We start from the raw sequence: 16,928 nt of genomic DNA, 5'->3' as shown, positions 1-16,928 counted from the left end.
GACTAGATCATGCGGCGCCTGTTGCGCTCGCTCGCCAAGGGCGAGGCGATCACGCAGGACACGTCCACGCTCGAGAACCCGGCGATCCTCGAGCAGCTCGCCGAAGTGCGCTGACCGCGCCTGTTGCGCACGTTGCGCGCACGAGCCCCTGCGCGGCAATCCCGATTGCCCGCGCAGGGGCTTTTTGCTAAATAACGGCATGACCGTTCCGTCCCGTCCGGCGCCCGCCGCGCCGCCGCCCGTTCCCGAGCCGCTCGCGCGTGCCCATGCGCGCTATTGGCGTTTCAACGTCGTGCTGATCGTGGTGCTGATGGCGATCGGCTTCACGGTGTCGTTCGTCGTGCCGTTCTTCGCGCCCGCGCTCGCGGGCATCCGCTTCGCCGGTTTCAGCCTGCCGTTCTATGTCGGCGCGCAGGGCGCGATTCTCGTGTATCTCGTGCTGATCGTCGTCTACATCGGCCTGATGCAGCGCGCGGACCGCGTGCTGCGGCGCGCGTACGACGAACATGCGGCGCAGGCGGGCAATGCTCACCATGCCCGCTGATCCATGCTGACGCATCGACTGATTCGCGCGTACGCGCTTTACACGCTCGGCTTTCTCGGGTTCGTGCTGCTGCTGTGGCGGATCGAGCGCGCGACCGGTTCCGGCGTGTGGATCGGCTACGTGTTCCTGTTCGTGCCGATTGCCGTGTATGCGGTGATCGGGCTGCTGTCGCGTACGTCCGATCTCGTCGAATACTACGTGGCCGGGCGGCGCGTGCCGTCCGCGTTCAACGGGATGGCGACGGCGGCCGACTGGCTGTCGGCGGCGTCGTTCATCGGTCTCGCCGGCTCGCTCTACGCAACCGGCTACGACGCGCTCGCGTACGTGATGGGGTGGACGGGCGGGTTCTGCCTCGTCGCGTTCCTGCTCGCGCCGTACGTGCGCAAGCTCGCGCGCTACACGATTCCCGATTTCCTCGGCACGCGCTTTTCGAGCACCGCCGTGCGCGCGCTCGCGGCCGGCGCCGCGATCCTGTGCTCGTTCGTCTACCTGGTCGCGCAGATTCAGGGGATCGGGCTGATCGCGACGCGCTTCATCGGCGTCGACTTCGCGATCGGGATCTTCTGCGGGCTCGCGGGCATTCTCGTGTGCTCGTTTCTCGGCGGGATGCGCGCGGTCACGTGGACGCAGGTCGCGCAGTACATCATCCTGATCAGCGCGATCCTGATTCCCGTGTCGCTGATCGCGATGAAGAACGGCCTCGGACCGGTGCCGCAATTCAATTACGGCAAGCTGATGGAACGCGTGGCGGCGCGCGAGGCGCAACTGCGCGACGCGGCCGAGGAGCAGCAGGTGCGCGATGCGTATCGCCGGCAGGCCGCGGTCGTGCAGGCGCAGCTCGATCGCTTGCCCACATCGTATGCGGACGCGCGCCGGCAACTCGTCGACCAGCTTGCGGACCTGCGGCGCCACAACGGGCCGCTGCGCGAGATCAATCAGCGCGAGCGCGAGCTGGCCGACTTCCCGCGCGACCCGACGGCGGCGCGCGTGACCTGGACCCAGGCGCGCGACGATCTGCTGGCACGCGCCGAGCCACCCGTGCCGATGCACGAGCCGTTTCCCGCGGCGAACGACGACGACCGCAAGCCGCGCGAGCGGAATTTCCTCGCGCTGCTGCTGTGCCTGTCGCTTGGCACCGCGAGCCTGCCGCATATCCTCACGCGCTACAACACGACGACGTCGGTCGCATCGGCCCGGCGCTCGGTCGGCTGGACGCTGTTCTTCATCGCGTTGTTCTACCTGAGCGTGCCGGTGCTCGCGGTGATGATCAAGTACGAGATTCTCACCAGCCTCGTCGGGCGGCCGATCGCCGAGCTGCCCGCGTGGGTCACGCAGTGGCACCACTTCGAACCGGACCTGATCAGCGTCGTCGAGGTGATTCGCGACGGCATCGTGCACTGGTCGGAAATCCAGATGCAGCCGGACATGGTCGTGCTGGCCGCGCCGGAGATCGCGGGGCTGCCGTATGTCGTGTCGGGGCTGATCGCGGCCGGAGCGCTGGCCGCGGCGCTGTCGACCGCGGACGGGTTGCTGCTGACGATCGCGAATGCGTTGTCGCACGACGTCTATTACTGCATGGTCGCGCCGGATGCGTCGAGCCAGCGGCGCGTGACGATCTCGAAGGTCTTGCTGCTTGGCGTCGCGCTGTTCGCGTCGTATGTCGCGTCGCTCAATACGGGGAAGATTCTGTTTCTGGTCGGGGCGGCGTTTTCGCTCGCGGCGTCGAGCTTCTTTCCGGTGCTGGTGCTCGGGGTGTTCTGGAAGCGCACGACGACGCGCGGGGCGATCGCCGGGATGGTGACGGGGTTGGCGGTGTGCGTGTACTACATCGTGTCGACGTATCCGTACTTCACGCAGCTGACCGGGTTCGCGGGGCGCACGTGGTTCGGGATCGAGCCGATCAGTTCAGGCGTGTTCGGCGTGCCGGCGGGGTTCGCGGTGGCGATCGCGGTGAGTTTGCTCGATCGACAGCCGGATGAATATACGAGGGCGCTGGTGGATTACATTCGGCATCCGTGACGCGCAGGCGCCGGATGCGGGACATCGCGGCGGGAAAAAGAAAAGCCCCTTGATTTCTCAGGGAAATCAAGGGGCTTCATGTGTCCTGGCGGAGAGAGGGTCGTCGTTGCGTACCCGCCATGCCCTCGGGGTATCGTAGGACATTCGATATGGCCGCATGACAGAAGCGATACAGTAGACGGCACCTCGGGGGGCCACATCATGAACAAGAAGGTAATTGCCGTTCCAGTGGTTCTGACTCTGGTCGGCGGCTGCAGTAGTGTGGGGCCGGGTTTCGCAAATCATCCGGCGGATTGCGCACTCGGGATACCGTGGGCCGACTGTCTGCCCGGCACGCGGGGATATGCGAACGGCGGGGGGAGTCTGCATCGCAAGGAAGCTGCCGACGCCGCTCAGGCGCAGCACGATGCGCTTGTCGCGCAGTTCGATGCCGTACACAAGAAGTGCACAGCCGACATGTCGACGCCGGAGCTCGACCCCATTCGCGACAAGGTTGAATTTTCGCGAAAGCTGGACGAGCCACCTCCGTTCCAGTACGCGTCACTAGATGCCTTTCCGACAGCGATGGAACGGCCGCTTATTGCAAAGTGGGCAAAACTGCGAGATGCGTGCATGGAGCGCGAACGAACAGTCGACGTCATTCCCCCGAATGCGACACCACTGGACCTGTCATTCATCCGCCAAGAGATTGCGTTCGGAACTGAGGCTGAAGCAAAAGTAAGCGAGCTGGTCGTTGCGCTCTATCAGCAGAAACTCACTTACGGAGAGTTCGCGCAGCGTCGATACGAGATCGGTAAAGCAGCCGTTGATGTCGACCGGCAGTATCGAGAAGCCCGACTGATTCAGGACCAAGACCGTCAGCTTCAAGCGCAACAGATAGCTAACCAGCAGTTTGCGACCAATCTCAACGCGTGGGCCAATTACATGCACGTGGTCAACGCGCGCCAGCCTCGCACCGTGCGGCTGAACAACGTCCACTGCACTTCGACACAAATGGGTACTATCACGAACACGAACTGCTATTAAGCGACGGTGGCAGGAAAATGAGCTGCAAGATTACGCCAACTGCGCTTAACGGCCTCCAACCGTCGGAGGGTACAAGTGAACAACGAGAAGAAAGTGAATCTCTTATCAAGCCTCAGTACACGGGCGCGGAACAGGTGATGGATACCCGCGGGGAAACTCGCTTGGTTGGCATATCGTCTCCCCTGTTGGTGGCGAGTGCAAAATCCCGAGCTCGCGCAAAGCGGCTTCGATGACCTCCCGATAACGGGGCGGGCACGGTTTCTTGCGGGGCTCCGATCGAGTCGTACGCAACGAAAGGCGGTTCAGTTCCTTGACGTGCGCAATCCAGCACGACTGCATCACGCGTCTAGTTCGCTCGTATGCGAGCTTCTGAATTTGCTCGTAGACGCCCATGGTTTCCCCGCATGGTCTCGATGATGGTGGAGATCGTACCGACGCAGAGGGAGGAAATCGAGAGGAAAGTAGTTGCTCACGACGAGTGCCACTTGAGCAACGAGAGCCGCGCCGACGATTGGCGGGTACAAATGAAAAACGGGCCGAGAGGCCCGTCTTTGCTAGTGTTCTGGCGGAGAGAGGGGGATTCGAACCCCCGATAGGCGATTAACCTATACACGCTTTCCAGGCGTGCGACTTAAACCACTCATCCATCTCTCCGGAAGACCAAGAGTATAGCAAACTCTGGCGGATGGTCGCCACTCCCTTTGGCGATTCGCCAAAATCGGCCGGGAAGCCGCCTCCCGCGGCTCGCAAGGCGGCCCTGCGTCGTTTCGAATGTGGCCGCGCAGAAGAACCGCGTCCCCATTCACGCCCGTGCCGGGACCCACGGCACCGCGAGTCTGCTATCTTCCCGGGCATGTCACCGCTTTCCCGCCTCTCCATGACCGACCGCATCGTCGCCGCATTCGATTTCGACGGCACCATCACCACCACCGACAGCTTTCGCCATTTCGTCCGCTACGCGGTCGGTACGCCGCGTTTCGCATGGGCCGGGCTGCGCGCGTTGCCGTGGATCGTCGCGATGAAGGCGGGCCTGTTGTCGCGCGGCGATGCGAAAGCGAAGTTCGCGTGGTTCGCGCTCGGGCCGATCCGCGAGGACGCGCTCGACGGATTGGCGCGCAGCTTCGTCGACGGCTACCTGCCGAACCTCGTGCGCCCGGACATGCTGGAACGGGTGCGCGAGCATCAGGCGCGCGGGCATGAAGTCGTGCTGGTCAGCGCGTCGCCGTCGCTGTATCTGGAGAAGTGGGCGAAGACGGCCGGCATCGACACGGTGCTCGCGACGCGCCTCGCGTTCGAGCGCGGCACGTTCACCGGACGACTGAACGGCGAGAACTGCTGGGGCCCGCAGAAGGTCGTGCGCTTGCGCGGCTGGTGGGGCAACCGGCTGCCCGCGAAGCTCTTCGCCTACGGCGACAGCCGCGGCGACAAGGAAATGGCCGAACTCGCGAACTGGGCGTGGATCCGCGGGCAGGGGCCGATGCCGCCGATCGGCGACTGATGGACTAACGGGACCGGCGCGACGAGCGACGCCGCGCGCTGCCGTCAAGCGTCGGCCCGCCGCGTGCCGCGCTCACCGCGCGCCGGACGATACGCGCCCCACCGATTCGCACGCCTGAACGTGCCGACGTCGTTGAAGCGCACGCCGACTTCACGCAGTGCCTGATGCGCGGTGCGCGCGGTGAGCTGCCGGATGTAGAACGGATCGCGCACCACGAAGTGATGGATCGCGTGCGTGCTGCCGAAGTTGAAGCAGAACAGCTGGAACGGCAGCATCCACCACGGATTCAGCACCTGCGTCTGCTGGATCACGTTGCGCGAATCGATGTCGCCGAAGTAATGCATGTTCGAGCTGACGAAGTTGATGCAGAAGCTGCGCACGAAGTTCGGCCCGAGCCACACGACCGCGAGGAAATCGACGACGTGCATCACGCGCTCGACGACGGCCGGCACGGTCACCGCATAGCCGAGCGCGTGCAGCGCGAACAGGCCGGCGTGATAGACGATGAACGCGTGCCACAGCGCGTAGTACAGGTGACCGATCGGCATGTAGGACGACACCTGCTCGATGCGCAGTTGCACGCGTTCGGCCGCATCCTGCACCGGCTGCGCGGCCACGTATTGCTTGACCTTGCGGCGCATCGCATGCGGCCGCAGCACGACGGCGAGCATCCCGTCCGCGATCATCAGCAGCCGCTTCACGCCCCAGCGTTCGCCGTTGGTGATGCCGAATTCCTCGAGATCCGATTCGCCGCCCGACACCTTGTGGTGATGCAGGTGCATGCGCCGGCGCGTCCACGGGTTGATCGTGCCCGGCCGCGTGAGCCAGCACAGCGCCATCATCAGGTGATAGGCCCACGGCGTCTTCTTGAAGTACATCAGGTGGATCAGGTCGTGCTCGAGCTCGTGGATCAGCGACGTGACGAACGCGGCGAGCGGCAGCGCGACGTACCACGCGATCGCGCCGCGCGCATACAGCCAGGCGATCGCGAGCATCGCGCTCACCGACACGGCCATCACGGTCGCGCCGACGAGGTTCTGGTTGTCGAGCAACGGAAAGCGCGCGCGGATCGCGTCGCTCGCGGCGTTGACCTCGCGGCGGACGTACGCGACCTTGTCGGCGTCGTGGCGAAAGACGGTTCGTGCAGATTGGCTCATCGACCGGAATCCGTGCGGAAAGAGTGGGGCGCAATGCCGATGTGACAAGCATAGGTGCGCGTCGTGGCGCATGCGAGGGCCGCCGGTGCCAATCATGGTGTCATTTCGGGCCACATGGGCCTGCCCGCCGGCCCGCGCTGCGGCGTCATGCGGCTAGAGTGCCGCCGTGGTGTCATTGCGGGCCAGCGACGCTACAATCCGCCGAAACCGCTCCGGAGTCCGCCGCATGGCCTTGTCCGTTCCGGATGCCGCGCGCCAGCTGAACAAGGCGACGGTATCGTCCGCGTATGCGCTGTTCATGCTGATGCTCGCCGAGGAGCGCGGCATCGACGGCGGCCGGATTCTCGCCGGGTCGGGCGTCGAGCGCGACCGGCTTGCCCGGCCCGACGCGCGCATCACGCCGCTGCAACAGGCGGCGATCGTGTTCAACCTGCTCGAGGCGACGGACGATCCGTCGATCGCGATCGAGATCGGCCTGCGCAGCAGTCTCACGAAATCCGGGCTGATCGGCTTCGGGCTGATGAGTTGCGCGACGCTCGGCGAGGCGATCGCGCTCGGGATCCGCTATCTGCCGACGCGCGTGCCGTTCTTTTCGGTGCGGCTCGCGCAGCGCGACGGGATCGTCGATATCGACGTGCTCGAGGCGTTTCCGCTCGGCCGGCTGCGCCAGTTCGCGGTGGAAAATTTCCTGGTCGAGACGGCGATCCTGTTCAACTCGCTGCTCGATCCCGCGCCGGGTCGCACGCTGCAGTCGCGCGCGGAGCTGCATTTCGAATGGCCCGAACCGCCGTGGTTCGAGCGCTATCGCGCGCGGCTGCCGCGCTGTCATTTCGACGCGAGCGCGAACCGCATCCGCTGCGACGCCGCGCTGCTCGACGAGCCGATCGGCACCGCGAACGCGCAGACCGCGCAGATGATCGTCCAGCAATGCGAGGCCGAGCTCGCGCGGCTCGGCTATGCGGAAAGCATCGTCGAGCGCGTGCGCAACCTGCTGATCTGCGGCGACGCCGGTTATCCGTCGGTGGACGAAGTCGCGCGCGAGCTGCACGTGTCGGCGCGCACGCTGAAACGCAAGCTCGCGGAATTCGGCGCGACCTATTCGGCGCTGCTCGACGAGATCCGGCTGCGCGATGCGCTCCGGTTGCTCGAGGGCACGCGCCTGCCGGTCGACGAGATCGCGGCGCGGGTCGGCTATACCGACCGCGCCAATTTCACGCGCGCGTTCAAGCGCTGGACCGGCGTCGCGCCGAGCGAGCGGCGCTGACGGCGCGCAGGGCGGCGCGGGCCGGAGTCGGTCGTGCGCCCTGCATCGATCCATCGGTCATTCGACCCGTCAGACGATCGCAACCCAGTTCGCCCCGCGACCGCCCGGCACGCGCGCATGCAACGACAGCGTGCCGTCGCCTGGCGCGATCGCGTAGACCGACACGTATTCCGACTGCTCGCCGCACGCGACGAGCCAACGTCCCGACGGATCGATCGCGAAGCCGCGCGGCTGCGTTTCGGTGGCCGTCGCGTGCGCGGGTTCGAAGGTGCCGTCCGGATGGCGGCGATAGCAGAGCAACTGGCTCGACGTGCGTTCGCTGACATACGCGAAGCGCTCGTCGGGCGTCAGGTGGAGATCGGCGGCCCACACGGCGGGTTCGGTCGGCGCGGGCGGGCGCGCATGGCCTTGTGCGAGGTCGGCGACGGCCGGGTGACGCGCGCTGACCTGTGCGTCGCCGAGGCGGCCGCTGTCGACGTCGCGCGGGAAGGCCGCGAGCGTGGCCTGGAATTCGCTGACCGCGACGAGCGTGCGGCCGTCGCGCGCGAAGCGCAGGTGACGCGGGCCGAAGCCGCCCGGCACGCGCGTTTCACCGTGCTCGACCGCGCGCAGGCCGCCGGCATTCTCGACCAGCGCGAACGTGAAGATCCGGTCCGAGCCGAGCGAGCTCACGTATGCGAACCGATTGTCCGGCGATACGACGACGGCATGCGCGTTCGCGATGCCGTCCGCGACCTGCAGCGGCTCGCCGTCGCCGTCGCGCACGCGCGCGGCGTCGTAGAGGCTCAGCGCGTTGCCGCCGTACGACGCGCCGAGCAGCCAGCGGCCGCTGCGATCGAGCGACAGGTACGCGTGGCTCGCGTCGATCGCGGTCGCGCCGATGCGGGCGAGCGCGCCGGTGCCCGTCGCGACGCGGAATGCGACGATCGTCGGCGCCGCGCCGCGCGTCGCGACGTACAGCCGCGCACGATCGGGCTGCACGGCGACCGGCATCGCGACGTCGCCGGCCGGGTAGCGGGCGAGCGGCGCGAGCGCGCCGTCGGACGTGAGCGAGAACGTGGCGAGGTCGCCGTCGACGGCATTCGAGACGACGACGGTCAGGCGGTCAGTGTTCGGCATGACGGAGCATGGTGGTGTTCGTGAAGGACTCGTCGGCCGGCAGGCCGCGCGGCGGATCGCTGCGCCGATGCGTGCGGGCGAGCAGCGCGGCGACTGCGGCGACGAGGGAGGCGATCGCGAGCGCATAGAGGCCGCCCGTGATCGAACCCGTATGTTGCTTCAGATAGCCGAAGGCCGTTGGCGCGACGAAGCCGCCGAGGTTGCCGACCGAGTTGATCAGCGCGATCACGGCGGCGGCCACGCGCGTGTCGAGGTAGCCCTGCGGGATCGGCCAGAACAGCGACGCCGCGGCCTTGAAGCCGAGCGCGGCGAAGCAGATCGACGCGAACGACCAGACGGGATCGTGCGACGTCGACGCGAACAGCCCGCACGCGGCGAGCACGAGCGCGAACGACAGCCAGCGCTGCGGATGCTTCCACTTCGCGGACAGCACCGCGAAGCCGTACATCGCGCCGATCGCGATCATCCACGGAATCGTGTTGTAGAGGCCGACCTGGAAATCGGTGAGGCCGCCCATCTTGCGGATGATGGTCGGCAGCCAGAAGGTGGCCGCATAGATCGTCAGCTGGATCGCGAAATACAGGAAGCAGAACAGCATGATCTGCGGGTCGCGCAGCAGCGTGGCGGCGGATACGTGCACTTTCGAGCGCACGTCGCGGGTCGCGCGTTCTTCATCGAGCGCGTTCTGGAGCGCCGCGCGTTCGTCGGCGGTGAGCCACGTCGCGTCGCGGATGTGCGACTTCAGCAGCAGCCAGCTCGCGCCGCACAGCGCGACCGAGAACATCCCTTCGATCAGGAACATCCACTGCCAGCCTTGCAGGCCGAAGCCGTGGATCGACAGCAGCGCGCCGGTGACGGGCCCGGACAGCACCGACGCGAACGCGGAGCCGCCGAGGAAGATCGCCATCGCCTTGCCGCGCTCCTGCGGCGGCAGCCATTGCGACAGGTACAGCACGACGCCGGGGAAGAAGCCGGCCTCGGCCGCGCCGAGCAGGAAGCGCAGCACGTAGAACGACGTGTCGTTCCACACGAACGCCATCGCGGCGGCGACGATGCCCCACGTCGCCATGATCCGCGCGAGCCAGATGCGCGCGCCGTAGCGCTGCATCAGCAGGTTGGACGGCACCTCGAACAGCGCGTAGCCGACGAAGAACAGGCCGGCACCGAGCCCGTACGCGGCCGCGCCGATACCGATCGACGCTTCCAGGTGGCGATCGACGAAGCCGACGTTCACGCGGTCGATGTAGTTCGCGATGAACATGATCAGCACGAGCGGCAGCACGTGCCATTTCACTTTCGAGACGGCGGACGCGAGCGGGTCGCGGCCGGGCAGGGCAGGCGTGGTCAAGGGAGTCTCCGGTCGGGCAGCGGACGAGGGCGGCGGCCCGCGTCGGCGTCGGGTGGTGATCTAAGTAGTATGTCGTCGTATGACATGGTACGCCTGAGATTCTGCGATGGCGTCGCGGGTTTACCCGGAAAATGTGCAAATATTGGGCGATATCATGAGCATTCCATCAGCCCTTGTCACATCTGATGACGTATGACATGGGCGGCGGCCAGACGAACGACAACCGGCGCTCGGCGGACTGCTTCGTACCGCCAGCGGCGTCACCCCGGGGGGGCGGCGCCGCTACGCCATCGACACGACGCTGTTCAGCAGCATTTTCACGAGCACGGCCTGGCGCGTGGCGCCCGTCTTCGCGAAGATGCCGCGCAGGTGCGCGCGGGCGGTGTTCTTCGTGATGCCGGTGGCGGCCGCCGCTTCGTCGAGCGTCAGGCCGTCGACGAGCAGCAGCGCGATCTCGGTTTCCATCGGCGTGAGGCGAAACAGCCGGTGCAGCATGTCGCGCGAGGTCTGCGGCGACGACGCCGGATCGCGGACGAACACCGCGACGGCCGGCCGGTGCTGGCGGTCCTCCGCGCCGCGATAGGGCGCGAGCGGGCGCAGCAGCACGTTCAACGGCATCGCGCCGCCGGGGCGCGACAGCGTGGTGGCCTCGATGCGCCCGAGCGCGCCCGTGCGGAAATGCTCGAGCGCGGCCTGCAGCGCCTTCTGCAGCCGGCGCTCGTCGAGCGGGCACGACGCGTGGAGCCGCTCCTGGCGCAGGCACAGTCCGTCCTGCTGCGCGATCAGCCGTTCGGCGATGCGGTTGTGCTTGATCACGCGGCCGTCCTCGTCGAGGATCGCGGTGCCGACGTCGAGCCGGTCGACGGTGCCCGCGTACAGCGCGCGCTCGGCGTCGAGCACGTCGAGCGCCGCATGCAGCTCGATCGCGCGCTGCAGGTGGGGCAGCAGCGTCGCGACCTGCGCGCGTTCGGCCGCGTCGAAATCGCGGGCATGATGCGGGCGGCTCACGAAGAACGCGCACTCGACGCCGCGCTCGCCGCGCAGGTTCGCGCCGAGGATGAAGCGCAGGTCGAGCGGCTGCAGGTACTGCCGGTAGAAGTCGTGCGCGCGCCAGCGGGCGGCGCCGAACAGCCCGTCGGCCGTGAACACCTGGCCGGGCGGCTGGTCGAGAAACGGGCACAGCGCATAGAACTGCTCGCTGTACGACGGCTCGCCGGGCAGCAGCGGGCCGTCGGCCGATGCGTTGATGATGAGCCCGCGCCGCGAGCCGCCGGGGTTGCGCAGCACGAGCGTCGTGAAGCGCGCGTCGAGCCGCACGCGGATCGCTTCGAGAAAGCCCGCCCACGGCGTCGCTTCGGACAGGCCCTGATAGACGAGCCCGAGCCACGCGCTGAGTTCGCGGGCCGTCCATGCCGCGTCGTCGAAACCGTCGTGCGCGGCCGTGTCGTCGGGCGCCAGCGCGATCCGCATGCTCGAGTTCTCCTGGGGCGGGGTGAATGCGTCCGACCCAGCATACCGGCCGGCCGGCGGCCCGCGTCATCCGAACGGAGTAGACGACGCGGGCCGTGCCCGTGCGACGCGGCCGGCGAGGGTCAGGCGATGCGCTCGCGCAGCAGGTACGCGACGATGCGGTCCGCCGCCGCTTCCGGCGACTCGGCCACCGTGTCGATGCGCAGTTCCGGCTGCGCGGGCGGCTCGTACGGCGAGTCGATGCCGGTGAAGTGTTTCAGTTCGCCCTTGCGCGCCTTCTTGTACAGCCCCTTCGGATCGCGTTCCTCGGCAACCGCGAGCGGCGTGTCGACGAACACCTCGACGAACTCGTCGGCACCGACCAGCGCGCGCGCCATGTCGCGTTCCGCGCGGAACGGCGAGATGAACGACACGAGCGTGATGAGCCCGGCATCGAGCATCAGCCGCGCGACTTCGGCCACGCGCCGGATATTCTCCACGCGATCGGCCTCGGTGAAGCCGAGATCGCGGTTGAGCCCGTGCCGCACGTTGTCGCCGTCGAGCAGGTACGTGTGCTTGCCGAGCGCATGCAGCCGCTGCTCGACGAGGTTCGCGATCGTCGACTTGCCCGCGCCGGACAGCCCGGTCAGCCATGCGATGCGCGGCGTCTGCGCCTTCTGCGCCGCGCGCGCGTCGCGGTCGACGTCGACGGCCTGCCAGTGCACGTTGTGCGCGCGGCGCAGCGCGAAGTGCAGCATCCCGGCGCCGACCGTGTCGTTGGTGAAGCGGTCGATCACGATGAAGCCGCCCGTGTGACGGTTCCGGTCGTACGGATCGAACGCGACGGGCCGGTCGAAGCTCAGGTTGCACACGCCGATCTCGTTCAGCGCGAGCGTGCGCGCGGCGAGATGCTCGCGCGTGTTCACGTCGATCTTGTACTTCGGCGTCGCGCAGGTCGCGCCGACCGTCTGCGTGCCGAGCTTCACGAGATACGGCCGGCCGGGCAGCAGCGGGTCGTCATGCATCCACACGAGCGTCGCCTCGAACTGATCGGCCACCTCCGGCGGCGCGTCGGCACGCGCGATCATGTCGCCGCGGCTGATGTCGATTTCGTCGGCGAGCGTAAGCGTCACCGCTTCGCCGGCACGCGCGACGTCGGCTTCGCCGGCCGGCGTGATCACCGACGCGACGCGGCTTTCCCGGCCGGACGGCAGCACGCGCACGCGTTCGCCGACGCGCACTTCGCCGGACGCGATGCTGCCGGCATAGCCGCGGAAGTTCAGATGCGGACGATTGACCCATTGCACCGGCAGGCGGAACGGTTCGTCGCGCGTCACGCGCTCGACGAGCGGCAGCGTGTCGAGATGCTGCATCAGCGGCGGGCCCGCGTACCACGGCATCCGCGTGCTCGACGCGATCACGTTGTCGCCGCGCAGCGCGGACATCGGAATGCTGACGATCTCGTCGAGGCCGAGCTCGGCCGCGAACGCGCGATAGTCGGCGTCGATGCGCTCGAACACCGTGCGATCGTAGTCGACCAGATCCATCTTGTTGATCGCGAGCACGACGCGCCTGATGCCGATCAGCGCGACGAGATGGCTGTGGCGGCGCGTCTGCGTGAGCACGCCCTTGCGCGCGTCGATCAGGATCACCGCGAGGTCGGCGGTCGACGCGCCGGTGATCATGTTGCGCGTGTATTGCTCGTGGCCGGGCGTATCGGCGACGATGAACTTGCGTCGCGCGGTCGCGAAGAAGCGGTACGCGACGTCGATCGTGATGCCCTGTTCGCGCTCGGCCGACAGGCCGTCGACGAGCAGCGCGAAATCGAGGTCGCCGCCTTGCGTGCCGACTTTTTTCGAATCGGCTTCGAGCTGGATCAGCTGGTCGTCGAACAGCATGTTCGATTCGTAGAGCAGGCGACCGATCAGCGTGCTCTTGCCGTCGTCGACGCTGCCGCACGTGATGAAGCGCAGCAGGTCTTTCGTCCGGGCATCGTCGGCGTGCGGGACGGGAGCCGGGTGCGCGAGCGCCTCGGGCGCGGTCAGAACGTGTGCCATCAGAAATATCCCTCCTGTTTCTTCTTTTCCATCGAGCCGGCCGAATCGCTGTCGATCAGGCGTCCCTGGCGCTCGGACGTGCGCGTGTCGCGCATCTCCTGCAGGATCTCGTCGAGCGAGCTCGCATCGCTGTCGATCGCGCCCGTGAGCGGATAGCAGCCGAGCGTGCGAAAGCGCACCTTGCGCAGCTGCGGCACTTCGCCTTCGCGCAGCGGCAGGCGTTCGTCGTCGACCATGATCAGCGCGCCGTCGCGCTCGACCACCGGCCGCTCCTTCGCGTAGTAGAGCGGCACGATCGGAATGTCGTGCAGCCGGATGTACTGCCAGACGTCGAGCTCGGTCCAGTTGGAAATCGGAAACACGCGCAGGCTTTCGCCGCGGCGCTTGCGCGCGTTGTACAGCGACCAGAGTTCGGGCCGCTGGCGCTTCGGGTCCCAGCGGTGCTGCTCGGAACGCAGCGACACGATGCGCTCCTTCGCGCGCGATTTCTCCTCGTCGCGGCGCGCGCCGCCGAACGCGGCGTCGAAGCCGTAGTGGTCGAGCGCCTGCTTGAGCCCTTGCGTCTTCCACACGTCGGTGTGCACGGCCGAGCCGTGCGTGAACGGATTGATGTCGTTCGCGACGCCGTCGGGGTTCACGTGCACGCGCAGGTCGAGGCCGAGACGCTCGGCGGTCGCGTCGCGAAACGCGATCATCTCGCGGAACTTCCACGTCGTATCGACGTGCAGCAGCGGAAAGGGCGGCTTCGCCGGGTAGAACGCCTTCATCGCGAGATGCAGCATGACCGAGCTGTCCTTGCCGATCGAATAGAGCATCACCGGGTTTTCGCTTTCCGCGACCACCTCGCGCATGATGTGGATGCTTTCGGCCTCCAGTCGCTCCAAGTGGGTCAACATCGTTCGTCTCCTTGTTGCATGCCGGCGCCGCGCGACATGTGCGGCGTTTCGTGCATGACGCCAACGGTATCGAGCGACGGCGGTGCCGTTCTTCGTCCGGGTGGACTAAACCGCGGCACGGCGGCGCAGCGGATCTTTCCTTAGTCCACCCGGACGAAGTGGCGCGTGGAGCGCTCGCTTAAGGTGAGCGCTCGACCACCGGCGGAGACGACACATGACGGACGACACACGTGCCACGCAACTGCTTTCGGGCCAGACCTGGGCCGATTTCTGCGACACCCTGAAACGCAGCGGACAGCAGATCCTGCGCGCCGAGGCGCCGGGCGATCCGCTCACGCGCGCGGAAGGGTTCCGCTACCTGAGCCGGCTGTTGCGCATCGCGCTCGAAATGCACGTCGAGTTCGCGGACGGCGCATGGCCCGGCTTCTTCTCGCCGTCGCACGAGACCGCGAAGATCGGCGCCGACAATCCCGATAACCTGTACCAGTACGCGCGCCTCGACGGCCGCTGCGACTATCGCGTGACGGGGCGGCGCGGCACGGTCGCGTACCTGAGCTTCGGCACGCAGAAGGGCGGCTACGAGACGGACGGCAAGATGCTGCAGACCGGGTTTCTCGATGCGAAGCAGCTCGAGATCGCGCCGGACGGCAGCTTCGAGATCGTGCTGAGCGCGACGCCGCGCGCGGGCAACTGGGTACGCATGGCGCCGGATACGAACGCGCTGCTGGTGCGCCAGACCTTCCTCGACCGGCGCGCGGAGACGCCCGCGCAACTGAAGATCGAGCGCATCGGCGCGCACGAGCGCCCGGCGCCGCTCGACCCGCTCGTGCTGCAGGGCGGCCTCATGCGCGCCGCGCGGTTCGTCGAGCAGACGTCGAAGCTGTTCGCCGACTGGGCCGCGAGCTACGGGGCGCACGTGAACGCGCTGCCGCCCGCGGACCAGGCGCTGTGCCAGTCGGTCGGCGGCGATCCGAACATCTACTACTACCACTCGTGCTGGTCGCTGGCCGACGACGAGGCGCTCGTGATCGACGTCGACACGGTGCCCGACTGCGACTTCTGGAACGTGCAGCTCAACAACTACTGGATGGAGTCGCTCGACTACCGGCACTTCGACATCTGCGTGAACAAGCACGGCGCGCACCTGAATGCCGACGGCGGCGTGACGGTGGTGGTCGCCGCGTCGCGGCCGGGCGACGCGAACTGGCTCGATACGGCCGGGCATCGCACCGGCACGATCTGCTGGCGCTGGGTCGGCGCCGCGCGGCCGGCGCATCCGCGCACGCGCGTCGTCAAGCTCGCCGCGCTGAAGGAGGCCGCATGAACGCGCCGCTCGACCGGACCCGCACGCTGCTCGATGCCGATGGGCTGATCGCCGAGGCCGTGTCGCGCGCGGGCGGCCTCGCCGCGTTCGGCGACGGCCCGTATCGCGAGGCGCTCGACGTGATGTGCGCATCGCTGATCGACGAGGCGCGGCTCTCCGCGCGCGGCGCGGAGATGATGCGCGAGAAGCTCGTCGGCCAACTCGCGAACCGGCTCGTCGTCGAGGATTACTGCCGTCGTCATCCGGAGATCGCCGACATCGAGATCGACGATCCGCTCGTGATCGTCGGCCTGCCGCGCACCGGCACGACGCTGCTGCAGCGGCTGCTCGCGGTCGACCCGCGCTTTCATTCGGCCGCGTGGTGGGAAACGCGTTATCCGGCGCCGCTCGCCGGCGAGACGCTCGACGCGCCGACCGTGCGCATCGCGCGCGCGCGGTCCGAGGTCGCGACGATGATCGACTGCATCCCGCAGATCCTGACGATCCATCCGCTCGACGCGATGCTCGCCGACGAGGAGTTCATGCTGATGGAGCATTCGTTCGTGTGCGCGATGGATTCGTACGCGAACGTGCCGGGCTATACGGCGTGGCTCGCGAAGCAGGACCTGACGCCCGTCTATACGTATCTGAAGCGGATGCTGCAGTTCCTGCAGTGGCAGAAGGCGCGGCGCGGCGTCGCGCCGGCCGAGCGCTGGCTGCTGAAGACGCCGCAGCACCTGCATGCGCTCGACGTGCTGTGCCGCGTGTTTTCGCGCGCGCAGGTGGTGCTCACGCATCGCGATCCGGCGCAGACGATTCCGTCGATGGCGAGCATGGCGCACACTCTGTGGCAGATGTACGCGGACGACCCCGATCCGCGCACGGTCGGCGCGCAGTGGAACGCGGGGATGGCGCGCGCGATCGGCGCGGCGATGGCGGCGCGCGACGCGCTGCCGCCCGAGCGGTTTCTCGACGTGCGTTTCGAGGACACCGTGTCGAATCCGCTCGACGTCGCACAAGCCGTGTACCGCTTCGCCGGCATGCCGCTCGATGCACGGCAGCGCGCGGCGATGACGGACTGGATCGCGCGCAACGGCCGCGACAAGCGCGCCGCGCACGACTATTCGATCGCGCGCTTCGGCTTCACCGATGCGCAACTGGCGCACGACTTCGCCGCGTATCGCGCGCGGCACCTGCGGGCCGCCGGCTGACGGCGCGCCCGCGACACCAACGACAACCAGGAGACAA

The 16,928-nt window shown here is 67.5% G+C and carries 12 protein-coding genes, 1 tRNA gene and 1 pseudogene; 7 read left to right on the top strand and 7 right to left on the bottom strand.

The annotated features are described in order from the left end of the window. Positions 1-199: 199 nt before the first annotated feature. The 3 genes from WS45_RS21910 (at position 200) to WS45_RS21900 (ending at position 3,589) form a co-directional block, all read left to right on the top strand. Positions 200-544 (top strand): DUF4212 domain-containing protein, encoded by a 345-nt coding sequence (locus WS45_RS21910; protein WP_059535728.1) that lies wholly within the window; start codon positions 200-202, stop codon positions 542-544. A 3-nt stretch (positions 545-547) separates the two neighbouring features. Then, on the top strand, positions 548-2,563 hold the full coding sequence (locus WS45_RS21905) for a sodium:solute symporter family protein (protein WP_059701653.1): 2,016 nt from the start codon (positions 548-550) through the stop codon (positions 2,561-2,563). Between the two features lie 201 nt (positions 2,564-2,764). Next, positions 2,765-3,589 (top strand): hypothetical protein, encoded by an 825-nt coding sequence (locus tag WS45_RS21900; RefSeq protein ID WP_059596274.1) that lies wholly within the window; start codon positions 2,765-2,767, stop codon positions 3,587-3,589. A gap of 563 nt (positions 3,590-4,152) precedes the next feature. Here the strand turns inward: WS45_RS21900 and WS45_RS21895 are convergent. Next, positions 4,153-4,243, bottom strand: a tRNA-Ser gene (locus WS45_RS21895). 223 nt (positions 4,244-4,466) lie between these two features. Here WS45_RS21895 and WS45_RS21890 point away from each other — a divergent pair. Beyond that, the gene (locus tag WS45_RS21890) at positions 4,467-5,087 is read left to right on the top strand and encodes an HAD family hydrolase (RefSeq protein ID WP_059535722.1); all 621 of its coding nucleotides are present in this window, start codon (positions 4,467-4,469) and stop codon (positions 5,085-5,087) included. A gap of 44 nt (positions 5,088-5,131) precedes the next feature. Here the strand turns inward: WS45_RS21890 and WS45_RS21885 are convergent, their stop codons facing one another. Further along, positions 5,132-6,244, bottom strand: a complete 1,113-nt coding sequence (locus WS45_RS21885; RefSeq protein ID WP_059701650.1) for a fatty acid desaturase — start codon at positions 6,242-6,244, stop codon at positions 5,132-5,134. 226 nt (positions 6,245-6,470) lie between these two features. On the opposite strand from WS45_RS21885, the gene WS45_RS21880 reads away from it, so the two are divergent. After that, a complete protein-coding gene (locus tag WS45_RS21880; RefSeq protein WP_059535719.1) occupies positions 6,471-7,508 on the top strand; it encodes an AraC family transcriptional regulator in 1,038 nt (345 codons plus the stop codon). A 69-nt stretch (positions 7,509-7,577) separates the two neighbouring features. Here WS45_RS21880 and WS45_RS21875 read toward each other — a convergent pair whose 3' ends face one another. The 5 genes and pseudogenes from WS45_RS21875 to cysD form a co-directional block, all read right to left on the bottom strand. Next, a complete protein-coding gene (locus WS45_RS21875; RefSeq protein WP_059689176.1) occupies positions 7,578-8,627 on the bottom strand; it encodes a lactonase family protein in 1,050 nt (349 codons plus the stop codon). Further along, positions 8,614-9,975 carry an MFS transporter gene (locus tag WS45_RS21870; RefSeq protein WP_059701648.1) on the bottom strand — a complete coding sequence of 454 codons (1,362 nt, stop codon included), beginning with the start codon at positions 9,973-9,975 and terminating at the stop codon, positions 8,614-8,616. The genes WS45_RS21875 and WS45_RS21870 overlap by 14 nt, the downstream gene beginning before the upstream one ends. Before the next feature lie 282 nt (positions 9,976-10,257). Next, the gene (locus tag WS45_RS21865; RefSeq protein ID WP_059701646.1) at positions 10,258-11,445 is read right to left on the bottom strand and encodes a helix-turn-helix transcriptional regulator; all 1,188 of its coding nucleotides are present in this window, start codon (positions 11,443-11,445) and stop codon (positions 10,258-10,260) included. Between the two features lie 122 nt (positions 11,446-11,567). Then, positions 11,568-13,481 carry a sulfate adenylyltransferase subunit CysN gene (gene cysN / locus WS45_RS21860; RefSeq protein WP_059701644.1) on the bottom strand — a complete coding sequence of 638 codons (1,914 nt, stop codon included), beginning with the start codon at positions 13,479-13,481 and terminating at the stop codon, positions 11,568-11,570. Next, positions 13,481-14,401, bottom strand: a pseudogene (gene cysD, locus WS45_RS21855) (sulfate adenylyltransferase subunit CysD); the annotation flags it as partial. The pseudogene cysD and the gene cysN, both read right to left, overlap by 1 nt. 190 nt (positions 14,402-14,591) lie before the next feature. Between cysD and WS45_RS21850 the strand changes: the two are divergent. Both WS45_RS21850 and WS45_RS21845 read left to right on the top strand, forming a co-directional pair. Further along, positions 14,592-15,701, top strand: a complete 1,110-nt coding sequence (locus WS45_RS21850) for a DUF1214 domain-containing protein (protein WP_059701642.1) — start codon at positions 14,592-14,594, stop codon at positions 15,699-15,701. Beyond that, positions 15,698-16,891 (top strand): sulfotransferase family protein, encoded by a 1,194-nt coding sequence (locus tag WS45_RS21845; protein WP_059701640.1) that lies wholly within the window; start codon positions 15,698-15,700, stop codon positions 16,889-16,891. The genes WS45_RS21850 and WS45_RS21845 overlap by 4 nt, the downstream gene beginning before the upstream one ends. Positions 16,892-16,928: the final 37 nt, after the last annotated feature.

The sequence above is a fragment of the Burkholderia sp. RF2-non_BP3 genome (assembly GCF_001522185.1).
GTDB lineage: Bacteria > Pseudomonadota > Gammaproteobacteria > Burkholderiales > Burkholderiaceae > Burkholderia > Burkholderia diffusa.
Note: the sequence above shows the minus strand (reverse complement) of the source record. Positions and strands in the feature narration are given on the sequence as shown.

Coding starts and splice junctions, on each gene's coding strand:
- WS45_RS21910 (WP_059535728.1), top strand. CDS start 200: ATGACCGTTCCGTCCCGTCCGGCGCCCGCCGCGCCGCCGCCCGTTCCC.
- WS45_RS21905 (WP_059701653.1), top strand. CDS start 548: ATGCTGACGCATCGACTGATTCGCGCGTACGCGCTTTACACGCTCGGC.
- WS45_RS21900 (WP_059596274.1), top strand. CDS start 2,765: ATGAACAAGAAGGTAATTGCCGTTCCAGTGGTTCTGACTCTGGTCGGC.
- WS45_RS21890 (WP_059535722.1), top strand. CDS start 4,467: ATGACCGACCGCATCGTCGCCGCATTCGATTTCGACGGCACCATCACC.
- WS45_RS21885 (WP_059701650.1), bottom strand. CDS start 6,244: ATGAGCCAATCTGCACGAACCGTCTTTCGCCACGACGCCGACAAGGTC.
- WS45_RS21880 (WP_059535719.1), top strand. CDS start 6,471: ATGGCCTTGTCCGTTCCGGATGCCGCGCGCCAGCTGAACAAGGCGACG.
- WS45_RS21875 (WP_059689176.1), bottom strand. CDS start 8,627: ATGCCGAACACTGACCGCCTGACCGTCGTCGTCTCGAATGCCGTCGAC.
- WS45_RS21865 (WP_059701646.1), bottom strand. CDS start 11,445: ATGCGGATCGCGCTGGCGCCCGACGACACGGCCGCGCACGACGGTTTC.
- cysN (WP_059701644.1), bottom strand. CDS start 13,481: ATGGCACACGTTCTGACCGCGCCCGAGGCGCTCGCGCACCCGGCTCCC.
- WS45_RS21850 (WP_059701642.1), top strand. CDS start 14,592: ATGACGGACGACACACGTGCCACGCAACTGCTTTCGGGCCAGACCTGG.
- WS45_RS21845 (WP_059701640.1), top strand. CDS start 15,698: ATGAACGCGCCGCTCGACCGGACCCGCACGCTGCTCGATGCCGATGGG.